This window comes from Pseudomonas syringae pv. cilantro (genome assembly GCF_001293775.1).
GTDB classification, from domain to species: Bacteria; Pseudomonadota; Gammaproteobacteria; order Pseudomonadales; family Pseudomonadaceae; genus Aquipseudomonas; species Aquipseudomonas syringae_P.
In genome coordinates, this window is record NZ_LGLN01000071.1 from 1 (window position 1) to 19,458 (window position 19,458).

Sequence of the window (19,458 nt, forward strand, 5' to 3'; positions counted from 1 at the left end):
CGACGAGGGCGTTATCGAATACGCCGGGCGCATCGACCATCAGGTGAAGATTCGCGGCCTGCGCATCGAGCTGGGTGAAATCGAAGCCTGCCTGCTGGAACACGACAGCGTTCAGGAAGCCGTGGTCATCGACGTTGACGGCCCGTCCGGCAAGCAGCTGGCGGCGTATCTGGTGGCTGAACAGCGCAGCGATCACCTGCGTGAGGTGCTGAAAGCCCACCTCAAAGAATCACTGCCGGACTACATGGTGCCGACGCACTTCGTGGTGCTGGACAGCATGCCGCTGACCGCCAACGGCAAGCTGGATCGCCGGGCGCTGCCCGCTCCTGACGCCAATCAGTTGCAGCGCCAGTACGTCGCGCCGTCCACTGAACAGGAACAGCAGATGGCGGCAATCTGGGCCGATGTATTGAGGGTCGAGCGGGTCGGGCTGAGCGATGAGTTTTTCGAGCTGGGCGGCCATTCGCTGCTGGCCACGCAACTGATTTCCAGAATCCACACCGGCCTTGGGATCGACATCCCGCTGCGCCTGATTTTCGAGAAACCGCAATTGAACGAATTTATTCAGGCCTTCGCCGGCAGTGGCCTGTCGCTGACCGAGGACGGCTTGTCCGATATCGAAAAAATGATGAATGAAATGGCGGGTATCTGACATGGACAAGTCTGCAGCAGAGCGTATCGCCCAGCGTTTCACCGGGTTGCCCGTGGAGCAGCGCCGGCAGATCCTCGCCAAGATGCACGAGACCGGGCAGAGCTTCAAACTGCTGCCCATCGCCGTCACCCGGCATGACGCAGCGCGCATCCCGCTGTCCTACGCGCAGCAGCGCATGCTGTTCCTCTGGCAGATGGAACCGGACACCGCTGCTTACAATGTTCCGATGGCAGTGCGCCTCAATGGTCCGCTGGACCGCCAGGCGTTGAGCGCAGCGCTGGACCAACTGGTGCAGCGCCACGAAACCCTGCGCACGCGGTTTGTTTCCGAGGACGGCGCGTTCTATCAGGAGATTTTGCAGCAGGCGACCGTCGCCCTTGAATTCGCCTCGGTTGAGCCCGCCGACATTGAAAGCCAGGTGCGTGCCGAGCTGCACAAGCCTTTCGATTTGCTGAGCGGCACCTTGCTGCGCGTCAAACTGTTTCAACTGTGCGAAGCCGAGCACGTCCTGACCGTGTGCATGCATCACATCGTGTCCGACGGCTGGTCCGGCGAAGTGCTGATTCGTGAATGTGTGCAGTTGTATCAGGCGCAGGTGTCCGGCCAGCCCGCGCAATTGCCTGCGCTGGCGATTCAATACGCCGACTACGCCATCTGGCAGCGCGCCTGGCTGGAGGCCGGGGAGGGCGAGCGGCAACTGGATTACTGGAAGCAGCAACTGGGCACAGAGCATCCGTTGCTGAACCTGCCGCTGGACCGCGAGCGCCCGCTGCAACCGAGCCAGCGTGGCGCGACTGTGCGGGTCGATCTGCCGGGACAACTCAGCGCACAACTGAAAACCCAGGCGCGCAACAGTGGCCAGACTTTGTTCATGCTGATGCTGGCGGCGCTGTCGGTGGTGCTGTCGCGCTTCAGCGGTCAGGCTGATATTCGCATCGGCGCGCCCAACGCCGGGCGCACCCGCAGCGAACTGGAAGGGCTGATCGGCTTCTTCATCAACACTCAAGTGTTGCGTGTGCAGGTGGATGAGCGGCAGAGCTTTGCGCAGTTGCTGGATCAGGTGAAACAAGTCGTGACCGGTGCTCAATCGCATCAGGAACTGCCATTCGAGCATCTGGTAGACGCGTTGGCCCCGGAACGCAATCTGGGCCACAACCCGCTATTCCAGTTCAAGATCAACCAGCATGTGCTGGCCGTTGAGGACAGCGGGCAACGTGTGGCGGGCCTGACGGTCGATGAGTTCCCGATGGGCAGCAGCGATGCGCGCTTTGATCTGGCTTTCGACTTCACCGACACGCCGGGCGGTATACGCGGTTATTTCACCTACGCCACCGACCTGTTCGAGCCACCGACCATCGAGCGCATGGCCGACGCGCTGCACGCTGTGCTGCAAGCGCTGGTCGCCGACACTGACCAGCGTCTGGCCGATCAGCCGCAAACCGAGTCGTTACCGGTCGCTGAACAGGCCGTTGATTTCGCTTGTGCCGACTTCCTGAGCCTCTGGCAACAGGGTCTTGAAACAGGTGGTAGCAAGACTGCCCTGCGAGTGGGTCAGCAAACGCTGAGCTTTGACGAACTTGAACAGCGCAGTAATCAGTTCGCTCGCTACCTGCACACACAGGACATCCAGCCGGGCATGGCCGTTGCGCTGTGCCTGGACCGTTCTGTGGAGTGGGTGGTCAGCCTGCTGGCGGTGCTCAAACTCGGCGCCGTTTACCTGCCGCTGGACAGCGCGCAGCCCGCCGAGCGTTTGCAACAACTGGCCCGTGACAGCGGCGCAGTGCTGCTGATTCATGCGTCCGGCGACGACAAGGCTGCGCAGCTTGGCGTATGCCCGGTGCTGGCCTTCGATGCTGCGCTGTGGGCTGATGTCGACAGTCAAGCGCTGGATATTCAGATCCTGCCTGAGCAACCGGCGTACATCATCTACACCTCCGGATCGACCGGGCAGCCGAAGGGCGTGGTGATCAGCCACGGTGCGCTGGCCAACTACGTGCAGGGCGTGCTTGCGCGCCTGTCGCTGGAGGACGGAGCGAGCATGGCGATGGTCTCGACGGTCGCCGCAGACCTGGGCCATACGCTGCTGTTCGGTGCGCTGGCGTCCGGTCGCCCGCTGCATCTGCTGTCCCACGAACAGGCGTTCGACCCTGACGGTTTTGCCCGCTACATGGCCGAGCATCAGGTTGACGTGTTGAAGATTGTGCCCAGCCATTTGCAGGGCTTGCTGCAAGCCGCCAACCCGGCGGACGTGCTGCCGAGCCAGTTGCTGATGCTGGGGGGCGAGGCCAGTTCCTGGGCGTTGATCGAGCAGGTCCGCGCGCTGAAACCGGGCTGCCGGATCGTCAATCACTATGGCCCGACCGAAACCACGGTCGGCATCCTCACCCATGAAGTGGCCGAGCGTCTTAATGCCTGCCGCAGCGTGCCGGTCGGTCAGCCCTTGGCCAACGGCAAGGCGCGGGTGCTGGACGCCTATCTGAACACGGTCGCCGAACGTGTGGCGGGCGAGCTGTATCTGGGCGGTCAAGGGTTGGCGCAGGGCTATCTGGGCCGTGCGGCGATGACCGCCGAACGCTTCGTGCCGGACCCGGACGCCGATGGCCAGCGTCTGTATCGGGCTGGCGACCGAGCGCGTTGGGTGGATGGCGTGCTGGAATACCTGGGTCGTGCGGATGATCAGGTGAAAATCCGCGGTTATCGGGTCGAGCCCGGCGAAGTCGGTCAGTTGTTGCAAACCCTGGAAAACGTCGCCGAAGCCGTGGTGCTGGCCCAGCCGCTGGAAAGCGACGAAACACGCCTGCAACTGGTGGCGTACTGCGTCGCGGCGGTGGGTGCGCGCCTGAACGTTGACTCTCTGCGCGAGCAACTGGCGGCGCGCCTGCCGGAATACCTGGTGCCCGCGCAGTTCATGTTGCTTGAAAAGCTGCCACTGACCGCCAATGGCAAGCTCGACAAGCGCGCCTTGCCCAAGCCGGGCGTGGTCAAACAACGCTACACCGCACCGGTCGGCGAGATTGAGGAAAAGCTCGCTGCCGTCTGGGCCGATGTGCTCAAGCTGGAGCAGGTCGGCAGCACTGACAACTTCTTCGAACTGGGCGGCGATTCGATCCTCAGCCTGCAAATCATCGCCCGCGCCAAGCGTCTGGGCATCAAGCTCAGCCCCAAGCAACTGTTCGAAAAACAGACCATTGGCCAATTGGCTTCTGTGGCCAGGCTGATCGAGAAAAAGCCAGCGGCTGTGGTGGAGCAGGTCAGTGGCGTACTGCCGCTGCTACCGATTCAGGCGCGTTTCTTTGAAATGGACATCCCTGAGCGTCAGCACTGGAATCAGGCGCTGATGCTCAAGCCCCTGCAAACGCTGGATGTAACCCATCTTCAAGCGGCACTCACCGCGCTGATTGAACAGCACGACGCACTACGTCTCGGTTTCACGCAGCAAGACGGCCAGTGGCAGGCTACGTTCGGCGCGCTGAACACGCGTGACGTGCTGTGGAGTCACGCACTGGACAGCGCTGAGCGCCTGGCCGAACTGGCCGAAGAAGCGCAACGCAGCCTGGACCTGAAAAACGGTCCGCTGCTGCGGGCGGTGCTGATCGACCTGCCGCAGGGAGAGCAGCGTCTGCTGTTGGTGATTCACCATCTGGCGGTGGACGGCGTGTCGTGGCGGGTGTTGCTGGAGGACCTGCAACAGGCGTATGTCGCCATCGCGGCAGGCCGGCCAGCGCTGCTGCCGGCAAAAACCAGTTCGCTGAAAAGCTGGGCCGAGCATTTGCAGGCCTACGCGCAAAGCCCCGCGCTGGAGCAGGAACTGGGTTACTGGCAAGCGCAGTTGCAGGAGGTCAGCGACGCCTTGCCTTGCGATTACCCGCACGGCGGCCAGCAACAGAAGCTCGCGCTGTCGGTGGTCACGCAACTGAATGGCGAACTGACCCGGCAACTGTTGCAAGACGCACCAGCGGCCTATCGCACGCAGATCAACGACCTGCTGCTGACCGCGCTGGCGCGGGTGGTCAGCCGCTGGACTGCGCAGCCGCACGCGCTGATTCGTCTGGAAGGGCATGGCCGCGAGGACCTGTTCGACGCGCTGGACATCACCCGCACGGTCGGCTGGTTCAGCAACCTGTACCCGGTCCGGCTCACCCCGCAAGCCACGCTGGCCGAGTCGATCATGACCATCAAGGAGCAATTGCGCGCAGTGCCTGACAAAGGCATTGGCTATGGCGCGTTGCGTTATCTGGGCAGCGAATCGGCACGGCGGACCCTGCAAGCACTGCCGCAAGGCAGCATCGTGTTCAATTACCTGGGCCAGTTCGACGGCAGCTTTGACGTACAAGGCGCGCTGTTCACGCCTTCGGCCGACAGCCGCGGCGCGTCGCAGAGTGCCGATGCGCCACTGGCTGCGCCGCTCAGCATCAATGGTCAGGTGTATGGCGGCGAATTGCGCCTGAGCTGGACCTTCAGTGGTGCGGTATTTGAGCGTGACACCGTGCAGCGGCTGGCCGACGAATACGCGGTTGAACTGCAACAATTGATTGCGCATTGCACCACTGAGGGCGTGGCTGGGGTAACTCCGTCGGACTTCCCGCTGGCGCGCCTGAGCCAGTCGCAGCTAAGCCGTTTGCCGATCCCTGCGGCGCAGATCGAAGACATCTACCCGCTGGCGCCGATGCAGCAGGGCATGCTGTTTCACACTCTGTTCGAGCAGGAAGCGGGCAATTACATCAACCAGATGCGTGTCGAAGTCTGCGGCCTGGACGTGCCGCGTTTCCGCGCCGCCTGGCAGGCCACGCTGGATGCCCACGAGGTGCTGCGCAGCGGTTTTGTCAGCCACCTTGAGCAGTCGCTGCAAGTGGTGTTGCGCGATGTCAGCATGCCGTTTATCGAACGCGATGCCCGCGCGCAATCAAGCGAATGGATTGACGATTGGGCCAATGCGGACCGTCAGCAAGGCTTCGATCTGGCCCAAGGGCCGTTGCTGCGCCTGGCTGTGCTGCGTACCGGCGAACAGACGCATCAACTGATTTACACCAGCCATCACATCCTCATGGACGGCTGGAGCAGCTCGCGCTTGCTGGGCGAAGTGCTGCAACGCTACAGCGGCCAGACGCTGCCGAGACAAGTCAGCCGTTATCGCGATTACATCGAATGGCTGCAACGTCAGGATGCCGCGCTCAGCGAAGGTTTCTGGACCGGCCAGCTGGCCGAACTGGACGAGCCCACTCGGCTGGTTCAGGCGTTCAAGGCACCTGAAAACGGGCAGGGGCATGGCGATTATCTGCAATTGATCGACGCCGACAATACCCGCCAGTTGAGCGAGTTTGCCCGCGAACAGCGCGTCACCCTCAACACGCTGGTGCAGTCGGCCTGGCTGCTGGTGCTGCAACGCTACACCGGCCAATCCAGCGTGACCTTCGGCGCAACCGTGGCCGGGCGCCCGGCTGAACTGCCGGGCGTCGAAGAGCAACTGGGGCTGTTCATCAATACCTTGCCGGTCATCGCCAGCCCGCGCCCGGAACAGCGTGTGGCGGACTGGGTGCAGCAAGTGCAGGCGAAGAACATCGCCCTGCGCGAGCATGAACACACGCCGCTGTACGACATTCAGCGTTGGGCACGCAGCGCTGGAGAGGCGCTGTTCGACACCATTCTGGTGTTCGAGAACTACCCGGTGTCCGAAGCGCTGCAACAATCCGCGCCGCAGGGACTGGTGTTCGGCGGCCTGCATACCCAGGAACAGACTCATTACCCGCTGACCCTGGTGGTCAATCTGGGCGAAACGCTGTCGATGCGTTTCAGCTACGCCCGTCAGTCTTTCAGCGAGCCGCACATGGCGCAGTTGTCGGCGCATCTGCGGCAGGTTTTGCAGGCGTTAGTGCGTGATCCGCAGGCAGCGATTGGCGAGCTGGCATTGTTGGATGATCATCAACAGCAGCAGATTGTCCGTGACTGGAATGCTACAGCTGCCGACTTCCCGAGCGAGCACTGCCTGCACAGCCTGATCGAAGCCCAGGTGCTGGCCACGCCGGACGCTCCGGCGCTGATTTTTGCGGCTGAACAACTGAGCTACACGCAACTCAATGCCCGCGCCAACCAGCTTGCCCACCGCTTGCGTGAAGCGGGCGTCGGGCCGGATGTATTGGTGGGCATCTGTGTCGAGCGCAGTCTGGAACTGGTCATCGGCCTGCTGGCGATCATCAAGGCTGGNCCGGTCAGTTGCAGGCGGCCTACGTCGCGCCGCAAGACGAGCTGGAAGAACAATTGGCAGCGGTCTGGAGCGAAGTGCTGAAAATCGAGCAGGTCGGTCGCAGCGACAACTTCTTCGAACTCGGTGGCCATTCGCTGTTGGCCACGCAAGTGATCTCTCGCATTCGTCAGCAACTGGACGTCGAGCTGTCGTTGCGGGACCTGTTTGAAGCCCGTGATCTGGCAGCCTTTGCCCAAGCGGCGGGCGCAGGGCAGGGCAATGACGCGCCACGCTTCATCAAGGCCGACCGCAATCAACCGCTGGGCCTGTCCTACGCGCAGCAGCGTCAGTGGTTTCTCTGGCAGCTGGATCCTGAAAGCACGGCTTACATTATTCCTGCGGCCCTGCGCCTGAGCGGCTCGCTGGACATTGCCGCGCTGGAGCACAGTTTCAGCGCGCTGATCGCCCGTCACGAAACCCTGCGCACCACCTTCCGCCAGCAGGGCGAACAGGCGGTGCAGATCATTCATGCGCCGCGTGCCTTGACCCTGACGGTTGAATCCGTACCCGCCGGGCAGACCCTTGAGGCCTGCGTGGAGCAGGAAATGCAGCGCCCGTTCGATCTGGAACAGGGTCCGCTGCTGCGCGTTCGTCTGCTGAATCTGGCCGCCGACGAACACGTGCTGATTCTGACCCAGCACCACATCGTCTCCGATGGCTGGTCGATGCCGATCATGGTCGATGAACTGGTGCGCCTGTACGAAGGCTACAGCCAGGGCCGCGAGGTGCTGCTCGCTGAATTGGACATGCAGTACGCCGACTACGCACTGTGGCAGCGCAACTGGATGGACGCCGGAGAGCAGGCGCGGCAACTGGCGTACTGGAAGCAGCAACTGGGCGACCAACAGCCGATTCTGGAACTGCCCGCCGATTACCCGCGGCCAGTGGTGCAAAGCCATGCCGGTGCGCGGCTGGCAGTCGAGCTTGAGCCCGCGCTGATCGTTGACTTGAAACAGGTCGCGCGGCAACAGGGCGTCACGCTGTTCATGCTGTTGCTGGCGTCGTTCCAGACCCTGTTGCATCGCCACAGCGGCCAGCCGGATATTCGTGTCGGCGTGCCGATTGCCAACCGCAACCGCGTGGAAACCGAAGGCTTGATCGGCTTTTTCGTCAACACCCAAGTGCTGCGCGCCGAGTTTGACCTGCACACGACGTTCAACGAACTGCTGCAGCAGGTCAAACACACCGCGTTGCAAGCCCAGGCGCATCAGGAGTTGCCGTTCGAGCAACTGGTCGAAGCCTTGCAGCCGCAACGCAGCCTCAGCCACAGCCCGCTGTTTCAGGTGATGTTCAACCACCAGAGCCAGGCCAGCGTTGAAGTGCGCGCATTGCCCGGTTTGCAGGTCGAAGCGCTGGTGTCGGAGAGCTACCCGGCACAGTTCGACCTGACCCTGAACACCGCCGAACAGGACGGCGGCCTCAGCGCAGGCCTGACCTACGCCACCGCGCTGTTCGAGCGCAGCACTATTGAACGCATGGCCGGGCACTGGCTCGCGTTGTTGCAGGCCATCTGTGCCAATGCCAACCAGCGCATCGCCGACGTGCCGATGCTTGACGCTGCCGAACAGCAGCAGATTGTCCACGACTGGAACGCTACGACTGCCGACTTCCCGAGCGAGCACTGCCTGCACAGCCTGATCGAAGCCCAGGTGCTGGCCACGCCGGACGCCCCAGCGCTGATTTTTGCCGCTGAACAACTGAGCTACACGCAACTCAATGCCCGCGCCAACCAGCTCGCCCACCGCCTGCGTGAAGCGGGCGTCGGGGCGGATGTGCTGGTGGGGATTTGTGTCGAGCGCAGTCTGGAACTGGTCATCGGTTTGCTGGCGATCATCAAGGCTGGCGGTGCTTATGTGCCGCTGGACCCGGATTATCCCGAGGATCGGCTGGCCTACATGATGCAGGACAGCGGGATTGGCTTGCTGCTGACCCAGACTTTGTTGCTGGAACGACTGCCGGTTCCTGCGCAGGTACAAAGTCTATGCCTGGATCAGGACGGCGACTGGCTGACCGGTTACAGCACTGCCAACCCGGTCAACCTGAGTCATCCGCAGAATCTGGCCTACGTAATTTACACCTCCGGCTCGACCGGCAAGCCCAAGGGCGCAGGCAACAGTCATCGCGCCCTGATCAACCGACTGCACTGGATGCACAAGGCTTACGGACTGAATGAATCCGATACGGTATTGCAGAAAACCCCGTTCAGTTTCGATGTGTCGGTCTGGGAATTCTTCTGGCCGCTCATGACTGGCGCACGTCTGGCCGTGGCGTTGCCGGGCGATCATCGCGACCCGGAGCGGCTGGCAGACCATTCGCCAGCATCAGGTCACGACCCTGCATTTTGTGCCGTCGATGCTGCAGGCGTTTCTGACTCACCCGCAGGTAGAAAGCTGTAACAGCCTGCGTCGCGTGGTGTGCAGTGGCGAAGCATTGCCTGCCGAACTGGTCGGCCAAGTGCTCAAGCGTCTGCCGCAGGTGGGCCTTTACAACCTGTACGGCCCGACCGAAGCCGCGATCGACGTGACGCATTGGACGTGTTCCACCGACGACGTGCTCAGCGTGCCGATTGGTCGGCCCATCGATAACCTGAAAACCCACATACTCGACGACGGTTTGCTGCCCGCAGCGCAAGGTGTGGCGGCAGAGCTGTACCTGGGCGGCGTCGGTCTGGCGCGGGGCTACCACAACCGCGCGGCGCTGACGGCCGAGCGTTTTGTGCCCGATCCGTTTGACGAGCAGGGTGGACGGCTGTACCGCACTGGCGACCTGGCGCGTTATCGCGACGAGGGCGTTANCGACGAGGGCGTTATCGAATACGCCGGGCGCATCGACCATCAGGTGAAGATTCGCGGCTTGCGCATCGAGCTGGGCGAAATTGAAGCGCGCCTGCATGAGCATGCAGGCGTGCGCGAAGCCAATGTGATTGACATCGACGGGCCTTCCGGCAAGCAGCTTGTTGCGTATCTTGTGCCGGCCGACGTTGATCAAGGCCCTGACGTTCTGCGCGAAGCCTTGAAGAAGCATCTAAAGGCTCACGTGCCGGATTACATGGTGCCGACCTGGTTTGTCTTCATCGATGTGATGCCGCTGACCGCCAACGGCAAGCTGGATCGCCGGGCACTGCCCAAACCGGATATCAGCCGGTCGCAGCAGGGTTACGTCGCGCCGCGTACGGAATTCGAGCAGCGTCTGGCGGCGCTGTGGCAGCAGGTATTGCAGGTCGAACAGGTCGGTCTGAACGACAACTTCTTCGCGCTGGGCGGGCACTCGCTACTGGCAGTTTCGCTGGCGGGGAGGGTTCGCGAGACGTTCGATATCTCCATCAAGCTGCATGATTTTCTACTGATGCAGACCCTCGGTGAACTGGCCGATTTCATGCGCGCCGATGAGGCCAAGGTCAAGTCAGCCGTTATCGCCATGAACGCCAATCGTTCGGACGCTGCGCCACTGTTTTGCCTGCCACCGGGCGGCGGCGGCACGTACTCGTATTACCCGCTGGCGGGTCAATTGAGCGACAGCCGACCGGTTTACGGGCTGGTCAACAAGGCCTACGTGGTGCCGGGCTGGTTCGATACGTCCTGGCAGGAAATGGTCGCTTATTACGTCGAGCAGATTCGTACGACACAGCCGCAGGGGCCTTACAACCTGCTGGGCTGGTCGATGGGTGGCGCGCTGGCTATCGAGGTGGCGCATGTACTCGAGCGTGAGGGCGACACGGTGAGTTTTCTCGGGCTTGTGGACACGCAACTGCCTGCGTCGCTGGCGATGGAGTGGGTCGAGGAAGCGCCTGAAGTCACCACACAGAAACAGGGCGAAAACTATTACCGCAGCCTGATCAAAAGTCTGCAGGCGTTTGTGCCGGGCTTGCAGGAAGCGTCGATTGTCGGCCTGATCGACACCGCTCGGCACTCGGTTGCCAGCGAGGGCGAGGTGATTGACTGGGTGGTGGACGAAGTTGCACAGCAAGCCGGAATGAACGCCGATAACCTGCGCAGCATCTTCCAGGACATCGCCGTACAGGACGAGATCGAAACCGGTTACAAATTACTGGAAGCCAACGCGCAACTGAGCCAGGCGTTTACCCTGAAAAAGCTCAACGTACAGGCCGATTGCTGGTGGGCCGGGCAGAGCCGCGCGCCCGGGCAGATTGCCAAAGCTGAAACGGTGCTGCTTGAACAGTGCTCAGCGAACGGGCTGCGCAGCTCGACAACGGTTGATCAGCGCCATGACAACGTGGTGATTGCCGAGGCGTTTCTGCAGGGGCTTGCCGAACGGCTTGTGTGACGCAGAGCGTCACGATCCCACCTGTGGGAGTGGACCGCGCGACGCTTCGCTTTTGTGGGCTCTACTGGGAAACGGCAGTAAATAGAGGGCATACCAGCCCCCGTGGGAGCGGACTTGTCCGCGAAAGGGCCTATGCATTCTCCAAAAATATATCGTCTGAACTTCCGTCTTCGTTGTTGGGGCGGACCGGGCAACACTTCGCTTGTCCGCGATCTGCTGGGAACCGGCAGTAAGTAGGATGTTCACAACACCTCCGTGGGAGCGGACTTGTCCGCGAAAGGGCCGATACATTCACCGAAAATGCGTCGACTGAAACTCCGTCTTCGCGGACAAGTCCGCTCCCACAAAATGAACTGCCCCCAAGACCTGTGTATAGCTACAACTGGTAAGAGCGGTCTGCTAAAAATCTCCGCGCAACGTCAGGACGTAGTTGCGTGGGTCGCCGTAGTAGTTGCCGCGGTCGATGTCGCCGGTTGCCTTGTAGTATTTACGATCCAGCAGGTTGTTGCCGTTGAGCGCCACCGACCAGTGTTCGTCGATTTTCCACGAGGCCCGCGCGTCCCAGATGGCGCGGCCGGGGTTGTCGATGGGCTGGGTCCTCTCGTGTTCCGAGTAGCCGCTCTGCGCCGACACACCGCCACCGACAGTCAGACGACGCCAGGTGCCGGGCAGGGTGTAGCTGCTGGACAGGCGCAACATATGCCGGGGTGTTTCTGCCGAGATCGATTGCCCGTCGCTGCCGCGTGTGAGGTTGAAGGTGTAACCGGCCAGGGTCTGCAACCCATGCAGCGGCTCGCCACTGATTTCCATGTCGAAACCCTTGCTGCGCCGGATGTCGCCATTCACATAGCAGGTGCCGTAAGCGTCGTTGCTCAGGCACTGGCCCGCATGGGCATCGTCTTCGACCGCCACGTCCTTCTGTTTAACGTAGAACAGCGCAAAAGACACGTTCAGGCGCTTGTCGAACAGCTCGCCCTTGATACCGGTTTCATGGCTGGCACCGATGGCCGGGTCAAGGAATGCGCCGGATGCGCTGCGATAACCGCTCTGCGGCAGAAAGATATCGGTGTAGCTGGCGTACCACGACCAGTCGCGGTTCAGGTCGTAGATCACACCCAGAAACGGCGTGACCTGATTGTTTTCCTGGGCGCGAGTGGTCACGCCTGCGGACTGGCTCTGATAGTCATACCAGCTGACTCGCCCACCCATGACCAGGCTCAACGACTCCGTCAGGCTCAGGCGCAGGTTGCTGTAAACGCCATAACGCTTGTCGCTGTAGTCGGTGCTGCGCCAGGCGGGGCGCGCAGGTTCGGCAATCGCGTCGTGATCAGGATTGAAGACATCCAACGGCTGATTAGCGTTGACCGTGGCATAGCGCGAATCACGTTTCTGCTCGGACCAGTTACCACCGACCATCAACTGATGGGGCAGGCCGAACGCGTTGAAACGACCGTCCAGATGGCTGTCGAAACCATCGCTTTGCAGCGTGTCCGAGCGAAACAGGGTTTTGACCAGGCGCGACCCGCTCTGCGTCGCAGGGTCTAGGGCGCCTTGTGCATAGGCGACTTTCTGGTCGAACGCGCCATCGGAGTGAGTCGCCGACAGCGTGCCGCTCCAGTTCTCGTCAAAGTGTGTCTCCAGCTCGCTGAACACTTCGTCGGTCCGCATCTGGTGGCGATTCCAGTCCTGGGCCAGCGAGGTCGAACGGGACAGATCGACAGCCTTGCCGTTGCTGTAGCGGGGCAGGCCGAAAATCGAAAAGCCGTGAATGTCTGCGCTCTGATGACGGAGGCCGAGGGTCAGAGTAGTGTCTTCGCTCAGGTCGGTTTGCAGAATGCCGTACAACAAGGGCGCGGTTTTTTGCAGCCCGTCGATGAAAGAACCACGGTCTTCGTAAGAGGTTACAAAGCGCCCGCGCACGTTGCCCGAATCGTTGAGCTTGCTGCTGCCGTCCAGATCGACGCGGTACTGGTCCCAACTGCCGGCGCGGGTGGTGATCGACAACTGCGGTATTGCGGTCGGCCGCTTGCGCACCAGATTGACCGCGCCACCGGGGTTGCCCGCACCGATCAGCAACCCGGCTGCGCCACGCAGCACCTCGACGCGGTCGTAGATTTGCATGTCCGGGGTCATCCAGCCGGTCACGCTGTAACCCTGACCGGCCACGCCGTCGATGGTGTAGCTCTCGTCCTCCAGCGCAAAGCCGCGTGAGCTGAACACATGAGAGCCAAAGTTGCGTTGCGAAAAAGTGATGCCGGGCGTTTGCGCCATCACCTCGTCCAGGCCGGTGAGGTTCTTGTCGTTCATCAAATGACGGGTCACGACGGTGACTGACTGCGGGGTATCGCGCAATGATTGTGCGGTCTTGTTGATGCTGATACCGGTGGCCGCATACGAACCGCTGCCTTCGGTGGTGATGCCGAACTGGTCGCCTTTGATCGCCACCGGCCCCAGGTTCATGGGCTGCGCGGAGGCGGCGATGCCGAGGATCAGGGTGTTGGCCTCGAAACTGTGCGCCACGTCGGCTTTTTTCAGCAGGTCCGCCACTGCCTGTTCAGGCGTCAACCTGCCGTGCACCGCGCTGCCGAGCTTGCCGTTCACATCGTCGGGGTTATAGAGGATTTGCAGGTCGCCTTGCCGCCCCAGTTCCTTGAGGGCGCTGTTCAGGGCCTGTGCGGGGATATCGAACTCGAATTCTTCCGCCAGTACCTCGCCCTGAAAGGCCAATGCCAGCACCAGCCCCATCCCCATCCCGCCCAGACGCAGGCCACACGTTTTCACGCGCCCTGTGCGCAGACGGCTGGAGGGTGTTGGCATGGGAGGGATGACTCGTTGAAAGCGAGGGTGCAGGATAATGTATTTGCGCAGTTTGGTCGTGCACACAGCTCTGCATCATAAGCCGACACCGCGCGGCACATCAAAATCGGACGCAGAGCGTCCAGAAAACGGTTTCGAAATGTTGTTGGATAACTGCAAATCCCTGTGGGAGCGAACTTGTTCGCGAAGACGGTCGTTCAGACGAATGCATTTTCGGAGAACATACTGGCCTCTTCGCGAGCAAACGAAGCGTCGCCCGGCTCGCTCCCACGGCCTTCGGCCAGAATCAAAAGCCTGGACTCAGATCAGAAATCACCCCGCAAGGTCAGGACATAGCTGCGCGGTTCGCCGTAGACGTTGGAGCGGTCGTTGGCGATCGAGGTGCTGTAGTACTTGCGGTCGAAGAGGTTTTCGGCGTTGAGCGAGACCTTCCAGTTCTCGTCCAGCTTCCACGACGCTCTGGCGTCCCAGATGGCGCGGCCGGCGACGCCCAGTTCTTTGTTGGACGGCACTTCGTAGCCCGAATCCGCCGACACGCCGGTGCCCAGGGTCAGGCGGTTCCAGGCGCCCGGCAGGTTGTAGCTGGTGTTGAGGCGCAGCATGTGTTTCGGCGTTTCGTACGCGACATCCGAGTCACCGTTGTTGCGCAGCATGTTGAAGGTGTAGCCGCCGAACACTTGCAGCCCCGGCAGCACTTCGCCGCTGGCTTCGACATCGACGCCCTTGCTGCGGCTGATGCCGTCCTGCAGGTAGCAGGAGCCGTCGGAGCTGGTCGGGCAGAGCTGAGTCGTGTTTACGTCGACGCCGGCCACATCCTTCTGCTTGATATAGAACAGCGCCATCGACAGGTTCATGCGCTTGTCGAACAGCTCACCCTTGAAGCCGGTTTCGTAGTTGGAGCCGATGGCCGGGTCCAGTGGCGAGCCGCCAGCGGTGACATAGTTGGCCTGCGGTGTGAAGATATCGGCGTAGCTGGCGTACCACGACCAACTGTCATTGATGTCGTAGATCACGCCCGCAAACGGGGTGAATTCCTGGGTCTGTTTGGATTCGTAACTGTTGGCTGCGCCGGTTTTGACGTCGTACTTATAGTCATACCAGCTCAGGCGAGTGCCCAGCACCACGCTCAACGGCTCGCTCAGGTGAATACGCGTGTTGGCGTACAGGCCTGCGCGTTCTTCGGTGGTGTCGATGTCGGTGGTCCAGGCCGGACGCGCGGGCTTGGCGAAAGCGTTCTGGTTGACGTCGAAAATGTTGATCGCGGATCGGGTTGGGGCAGTAGCCTGATGCGTATTGGCGTTCTGTTTCGACCAGTCGGCGCCCAGCGTTACCTGATGCTCGAGGCCGAAAGCGTTGAAGTTTCCTTCCAGTTGAGTGTTCAGGCCGGTGCTGTCCACTTCGTCTCTGCGAAAGAGTGTGTTCTGGAAGGTAGAGCCTGCCAGTGTCGTAGGGTTGACCGCTCCCCTTGCAAACGCAATAGCCTGATCAAACCCACCCTGCGAATAGGTCAACGACGTCTTGCTGATCCAGTCTTCATTGAAGCGGTGCGCGACTTCGGTGAACACCTCGGTCATGTCGCTCTCATGGCGGTTCCACTTCTGCGCCAGGTTGGTCGAGCGCGACAGGCCCAGAGACTGGCCATTGCTGTAGCGCGGCAGGCCGTAGATCGAGTAGCCGTTGATGACTTGTTCCTGACGACGCAGGCTCATGGTCAGGGTGGTGTCATCGCTCACGTCGGCTTCGACAATGCCGTACAGCAGCGGCGTGCGGCTGTCGCGGCCGTCGAGGTAGGAACCGCTGTCGTCATAGGCCGCCACCATGCGCCCGCGCAGCGTGCCCGAATCGTTGAGCTTGCCGCTGCCGTCGAGATCGACGCGGTACTGGTCCCACGAGCCTGCACGGGTTGTGATGGAGAATTTGTTGTCGGCCGTCGGACGCTTGCGCACCAGATTGACCGCACCACCAGGCTGACCGGCACCGACCAGCAGGCCGGAGGCACCGCGCAGCACTTCGACGCGGTCATAAATGGCCATGTCCGGCTGCATCCAGCCGGTGATCTGATAACCCTGACCGCCAATGCCATCGATCAGAAAGCTTTCAGCCAGCAACGAGAAGCCGCGCGAGGTGTACACGTGACCGCCGAAGTTGCGGTACTGGAAAGTGATGCCGGGTGTGTCTTCCAGCACATCGCTGAGGCTGGTGAGGTTGCTGTCGTCCATGACCTGCCGCGTCACCACGGTCACCGATTGCGGTGTTTCACGCAGCGACTGCGGCGCGCCCTTGCCAATACTCACCGCGCCGGTGGTATACGAACCGGTGCCGTCGGTGGTCGTGCCCAGGTACTGCGAATCGATCGCGGTCGGTGCCAGAGTGACCGTGCCCGTCGTGGTCGAGCCTTCGGTGGCGGCTTCCTGCGCCTGCGTGGCGACCGGCATGCAGAGTGCCAGGCCCATGGCCGCCATGGATGGCCGGGCGCGGAACATCTGACGGAGCATCAACGCGTTGCTGAGCGGGGTGAGGCGTGACGGGTTGTGCATGAATTGGCTCTTTCCAGTGGGTATCGGCAAGGAGATCGGGAGCGTTGTTCAGGCCTGCGCAGTCGGGTTCAGCCGTCGACCGGGCAGGCAAGCGCAACTTTTTTATAAAGCGCCGCGCGGGGAAATGGCTGTGCACGCAGTTCGCTGTTAATGAGAACGAAAGCGATTAACGATTATTTAATGGATTTTTCACAAAACCCGAAAAAAGATGGCTCTTGGCTATCCTTTCTGGCCGCGCGTAAATTCCCCGGACACTGAAACGCCCCGCCCGCGGACAGGCCGGGCGGGGCGTTTCAGTGTCGAAGATTCAGGCTTGCGCGGCCTGGCTCTGCACCTGCTCGACGTCAATCTGGCCCGCCTGCATGCGCACCAGTTGATCGGCTATGTAGAAGTAGCGGTCGTCGTGGGAGATGACGATGATGGTCTTGCCCTGCTGCTTCAGTTCCGGCAGCAGTTCGGTGTAGAACACCCGACGGAACGCCGGGTCCTGGTCGGCGGCCCATTCGTCGAAGACCAGCACCTGACGCTCGTCCAGCCACGCATTGATCAGCGCCAGACGCTTGCGCTGACCGGTGGACAGGTCGGTGGTGGTAAACACGCCGTCCTTGATACTGACCTTGTGCGCGATGTCCAGACGCTCCAGGTATTTGCCGGCATCGTCTGGCAGCGCGGCCTGACCTTGCAGTGGCTCATCGAACAGGTAGTAATCGGCGAATATCGTGGTGAACAACTGGCGGTAATCGTCGAGATTTTCCGGGATCACAGCCTGGCCATTCAGGCGGATTTCGCCCTGTTGCGGCTTGTACAGGCCCAGCAGCAGCTTGATCAGCGTGGTCTTGCCACAGCCGTTCTCGCCGACAATGAACACGATGTCGCCCTGTTTGATGCTCAAGTCGACCGGGCCGAGGTGAAAAGCGTCGCTGCCTTCGACCGGCGGGTAGTCGTAGCGCAGGTTGTGCAGTTCCAGGGTCTGCATATTGGCCAGTGAATTAGGGCGGTCGCTGACCAGCAGATGCGGTTCGGGGCTGGAGAACTTCCACGACAGCTCGGCGATGCGGCGCATGGCAATCTGCGCGCGGCTGATGCCGGGCAGGGCGTTAATCAGCCTTTCCAGCGGGCCTTTCATGTACAGCATCACCAGCACGAAGCCGCCCAGCACGGTTTTCTCGGTGCTCGGCCACATGGCCTGGAAGGCGATGGCCATGCCGATCACGGCAAAGAACAGCATCGAGCCGAAGGTTTCGGCGCTGACGAAGATGTTGGCAGCGCGGATGTTCGAGCGGCAGATGTTTTCGGTGGCACCGTGAATCTTCTCGTCGAGCATGTGTTGACGGCGTTTGCGCTGAATACGCAGTTCCTTGGCACCTGCGGACAGCGCCTGATAGTGCTTCTGCAGTTCGTCTTCACTGTTGCGCGCGGCCAGAATGCTGCGCATGCCGAACGCATGAGCCAGGTACTGCGCGCCGGTGCCGAGCACTACAGTGAGTACGGTCAGGGTCAGAATCTGCCACGACAACAGCGCCAGGTAGGCCAGGCAACCCAGGGTGACAGTGAACGAAATCACCATCGGCGCGACCGACAGGGCGAAAGTGCTGATGGTGTTGACGTCGTTGAGCAGTACCGGGATCAAACGGTGCGAGCGATAGCGCTCCAGTTGCTCGATGGGCGCGACCAGCACTTTGGCGGCCAGCTCGCGACGCAGGTTGGCAACCACGCGCTGGCCGACATAGTTGGTCGACAGGTTAGACAGCGTCGAGCAGGCCAGGGTCAGCACGCACAGCCCGGCAAACAGCCATGCGGTATAGGCGTTGGGGCCGCCGGGCATGTTCAGCGCATTGTTGATGGTGGCCAGCAGGCCGGTGACGCTCAGGCCACTGACAATGCCCAGCACAGTCGACAACGCCACCAACCACCAGAACGGCTTGAGGATCCTCAGGGTTTCCCGGGCGAGGCTTTCAGTTTTGCGGGTCATGGTGTGTCTCATCAGTGTCCGTGAGTGCGGCTTGCATCAATCGCAGGGTGCGCGCGTGAAGTCCGTTTACAGGTCGCGAGCGACCCGAAAGCCCAGCCAGTCGCCACGTACGTCGGGCTGGCGGCTGTTGCGGTTGCCGGAGCGGGAGAAGATCGGTGCTTCGGTCCAGTCATTGCCGCGAATCATCTTCCAGGTGCAATCGCCGGCCAGCCACGCGCTGCCGTCGGTGGGCGCGCCGTTGTAGTTGCTGGTCTCGCAATCGGCGGTCCATTCGTAGACGTTGCCGTGGGCGTCATAGATGCCGAAAGCGTTGGGGCTGTAGCTGCCAGCGGGCGCGGTGTAGCTGAAACCGCCTTCCGGGCCGTAGGTGTTGGCGTGTTTGGCGACGCTGTAGGGCTTGCCTTCGTCCATCGGGAACGGGAACGAGCCTTTGCTGCCGCCGCGTGCCGCGTATTCCCGCTGGGCTTCGCTGACCATGTGGTAGGACTTGCCGGTCTTCTTCGACAGCCATTCGACGTAGGCCTTGGCCTCGTTCCAGTCCATGCACACCGCAGGCTGGCGCGCGGTCAGCGGGTAGCGTGGCTTGCCGGCCTTGCACTCGCGGCCCGGACGGGTGTCGCCGTCCGGCATTTTGTAACCGGAGCTTTTGATATAGGCGTCCCATTCGCCAGCCAATACCTGAAAGCGGCTGATGGCGAACGGCTTGGCGAAGGTCACGTCATGCAGCGGGCCCTCGTCCGGCTGGCGGCCCATTTCTTCCTCCGGCGCACCCATGGTGAAGGTACCCGCAGGCAACACGACCATTTCCGGGCAATCCTTGCAGTCCTTGAATGTCTTACCAGGCGGCGTGGACGCGTTTTCAGGCGCGGCGGCGAGGGCGGTGTCGCAGAGCAACAGGCCGAGCACGGCGGAAAGGGACAGCAGTGTTTTTTTCATGACGGGTCTCGATGGAAAA

General features: G+C 61.7%; 5 protein-coding genes and 2 pseudogenes. 3 read left to right on the forward strand and 4 right to left on the reverse strand.

What is annotated here, in order from left to right:
* The 3 genes and pseudogenes from ABJ99_RS18975 to ABJ99_RS30065 all read left to right on the forward strand — a co-directional run.
* On the forward strand, nt 1-652 hold a 652-nt coding region (locus ABJ99_RS18975), incomplete at its 5' end, for an AMP-binding enzyme (protein WP_230081064.1).
* A gap of 1 nt (nt 653) precedes the next feature.
* Nucleotides 654-6,851 (forward strand): annotated as a pseudogene (locus ABJ99_RS30060) (amino acid adenylation domain-containing protein); the annotation flags it as partial.
* Nucleotides 6,852-6,859: 8 nt separating this feature from the next.
* Nucleotides 6,860-11,177: pseudogene (locus ABJ99_RS30065) on the forward strand (amino acid adenylation domain-containing protein); the annotation flags it as partial.
* A gap of 399 nt (nt 11,178-11,576) precedes the next feature.
* Here the strand turns inward: ABJ99_RS30065 and ABJ99_RS18990 are convergent.
* The 4 genes from ABJ99_RS18990 to pvdO all read right to left on the reverse strand — a co-directional run bounded on the left by ABJ99_RS18990 (nt 11,577) and on the right by pvdO (nt 19,439).
* On the reverse strand, nt 11,577-13,994 hold the full coding sequence (locus ABJ99_RS18990; RefSeq protein WP_054087126.1) for a TonB-dependent siderophore receptor: 2,418 nt from the start codon (nt 13,992-13,994) through the stop codon (nt 11,577-11,579).
* A 305-nt stretch (nt 13,995-14,299) separates the two neighbouring features.
* The gene (locus ABJ99_RS18995; RefSeq protein WP_054087127.1) at nt 14,300-16,531 is read right to left on the reverse strand and encodes a TonB-dependent siderophore receptor; all 2,232 of its coding nucleotides are present in this window, start codon (nt 16,529-16,531) and stop codon (nt 14,300-14,302) included.
* Nucleotides 16,532-16,838: 307 nt separating this feature from the next.
* Nucleotides 16,839-18,503: a cyclic peptide export ABC transporter gene (locus ABJ99_RS19000; RefSeq protein WP_054087128.1), complete on the reverse strand. Its 1,665-nt coding sequence runs from the start codon at nt 18,501-18,503 to the stop codon at nt 16,839-16,841.
* Nucleotides 18,504-18,569: 66 nt separating this feature from the next.
* On the reverse strand, nt 18,570-19,439 hold the full coding sequence (gene pvdO / locus ABJ99_RS19005; RefSeq protein ID WP_054087129.1) for a dihydropyoverdine dehydrogenase: 870 nt from the start codon (nt 19,437-19,439) through the stop codon (nt 18,570-18,572).
* Nucleotides 19,440-19,458 lie beyond the last annotated feature (19 nt).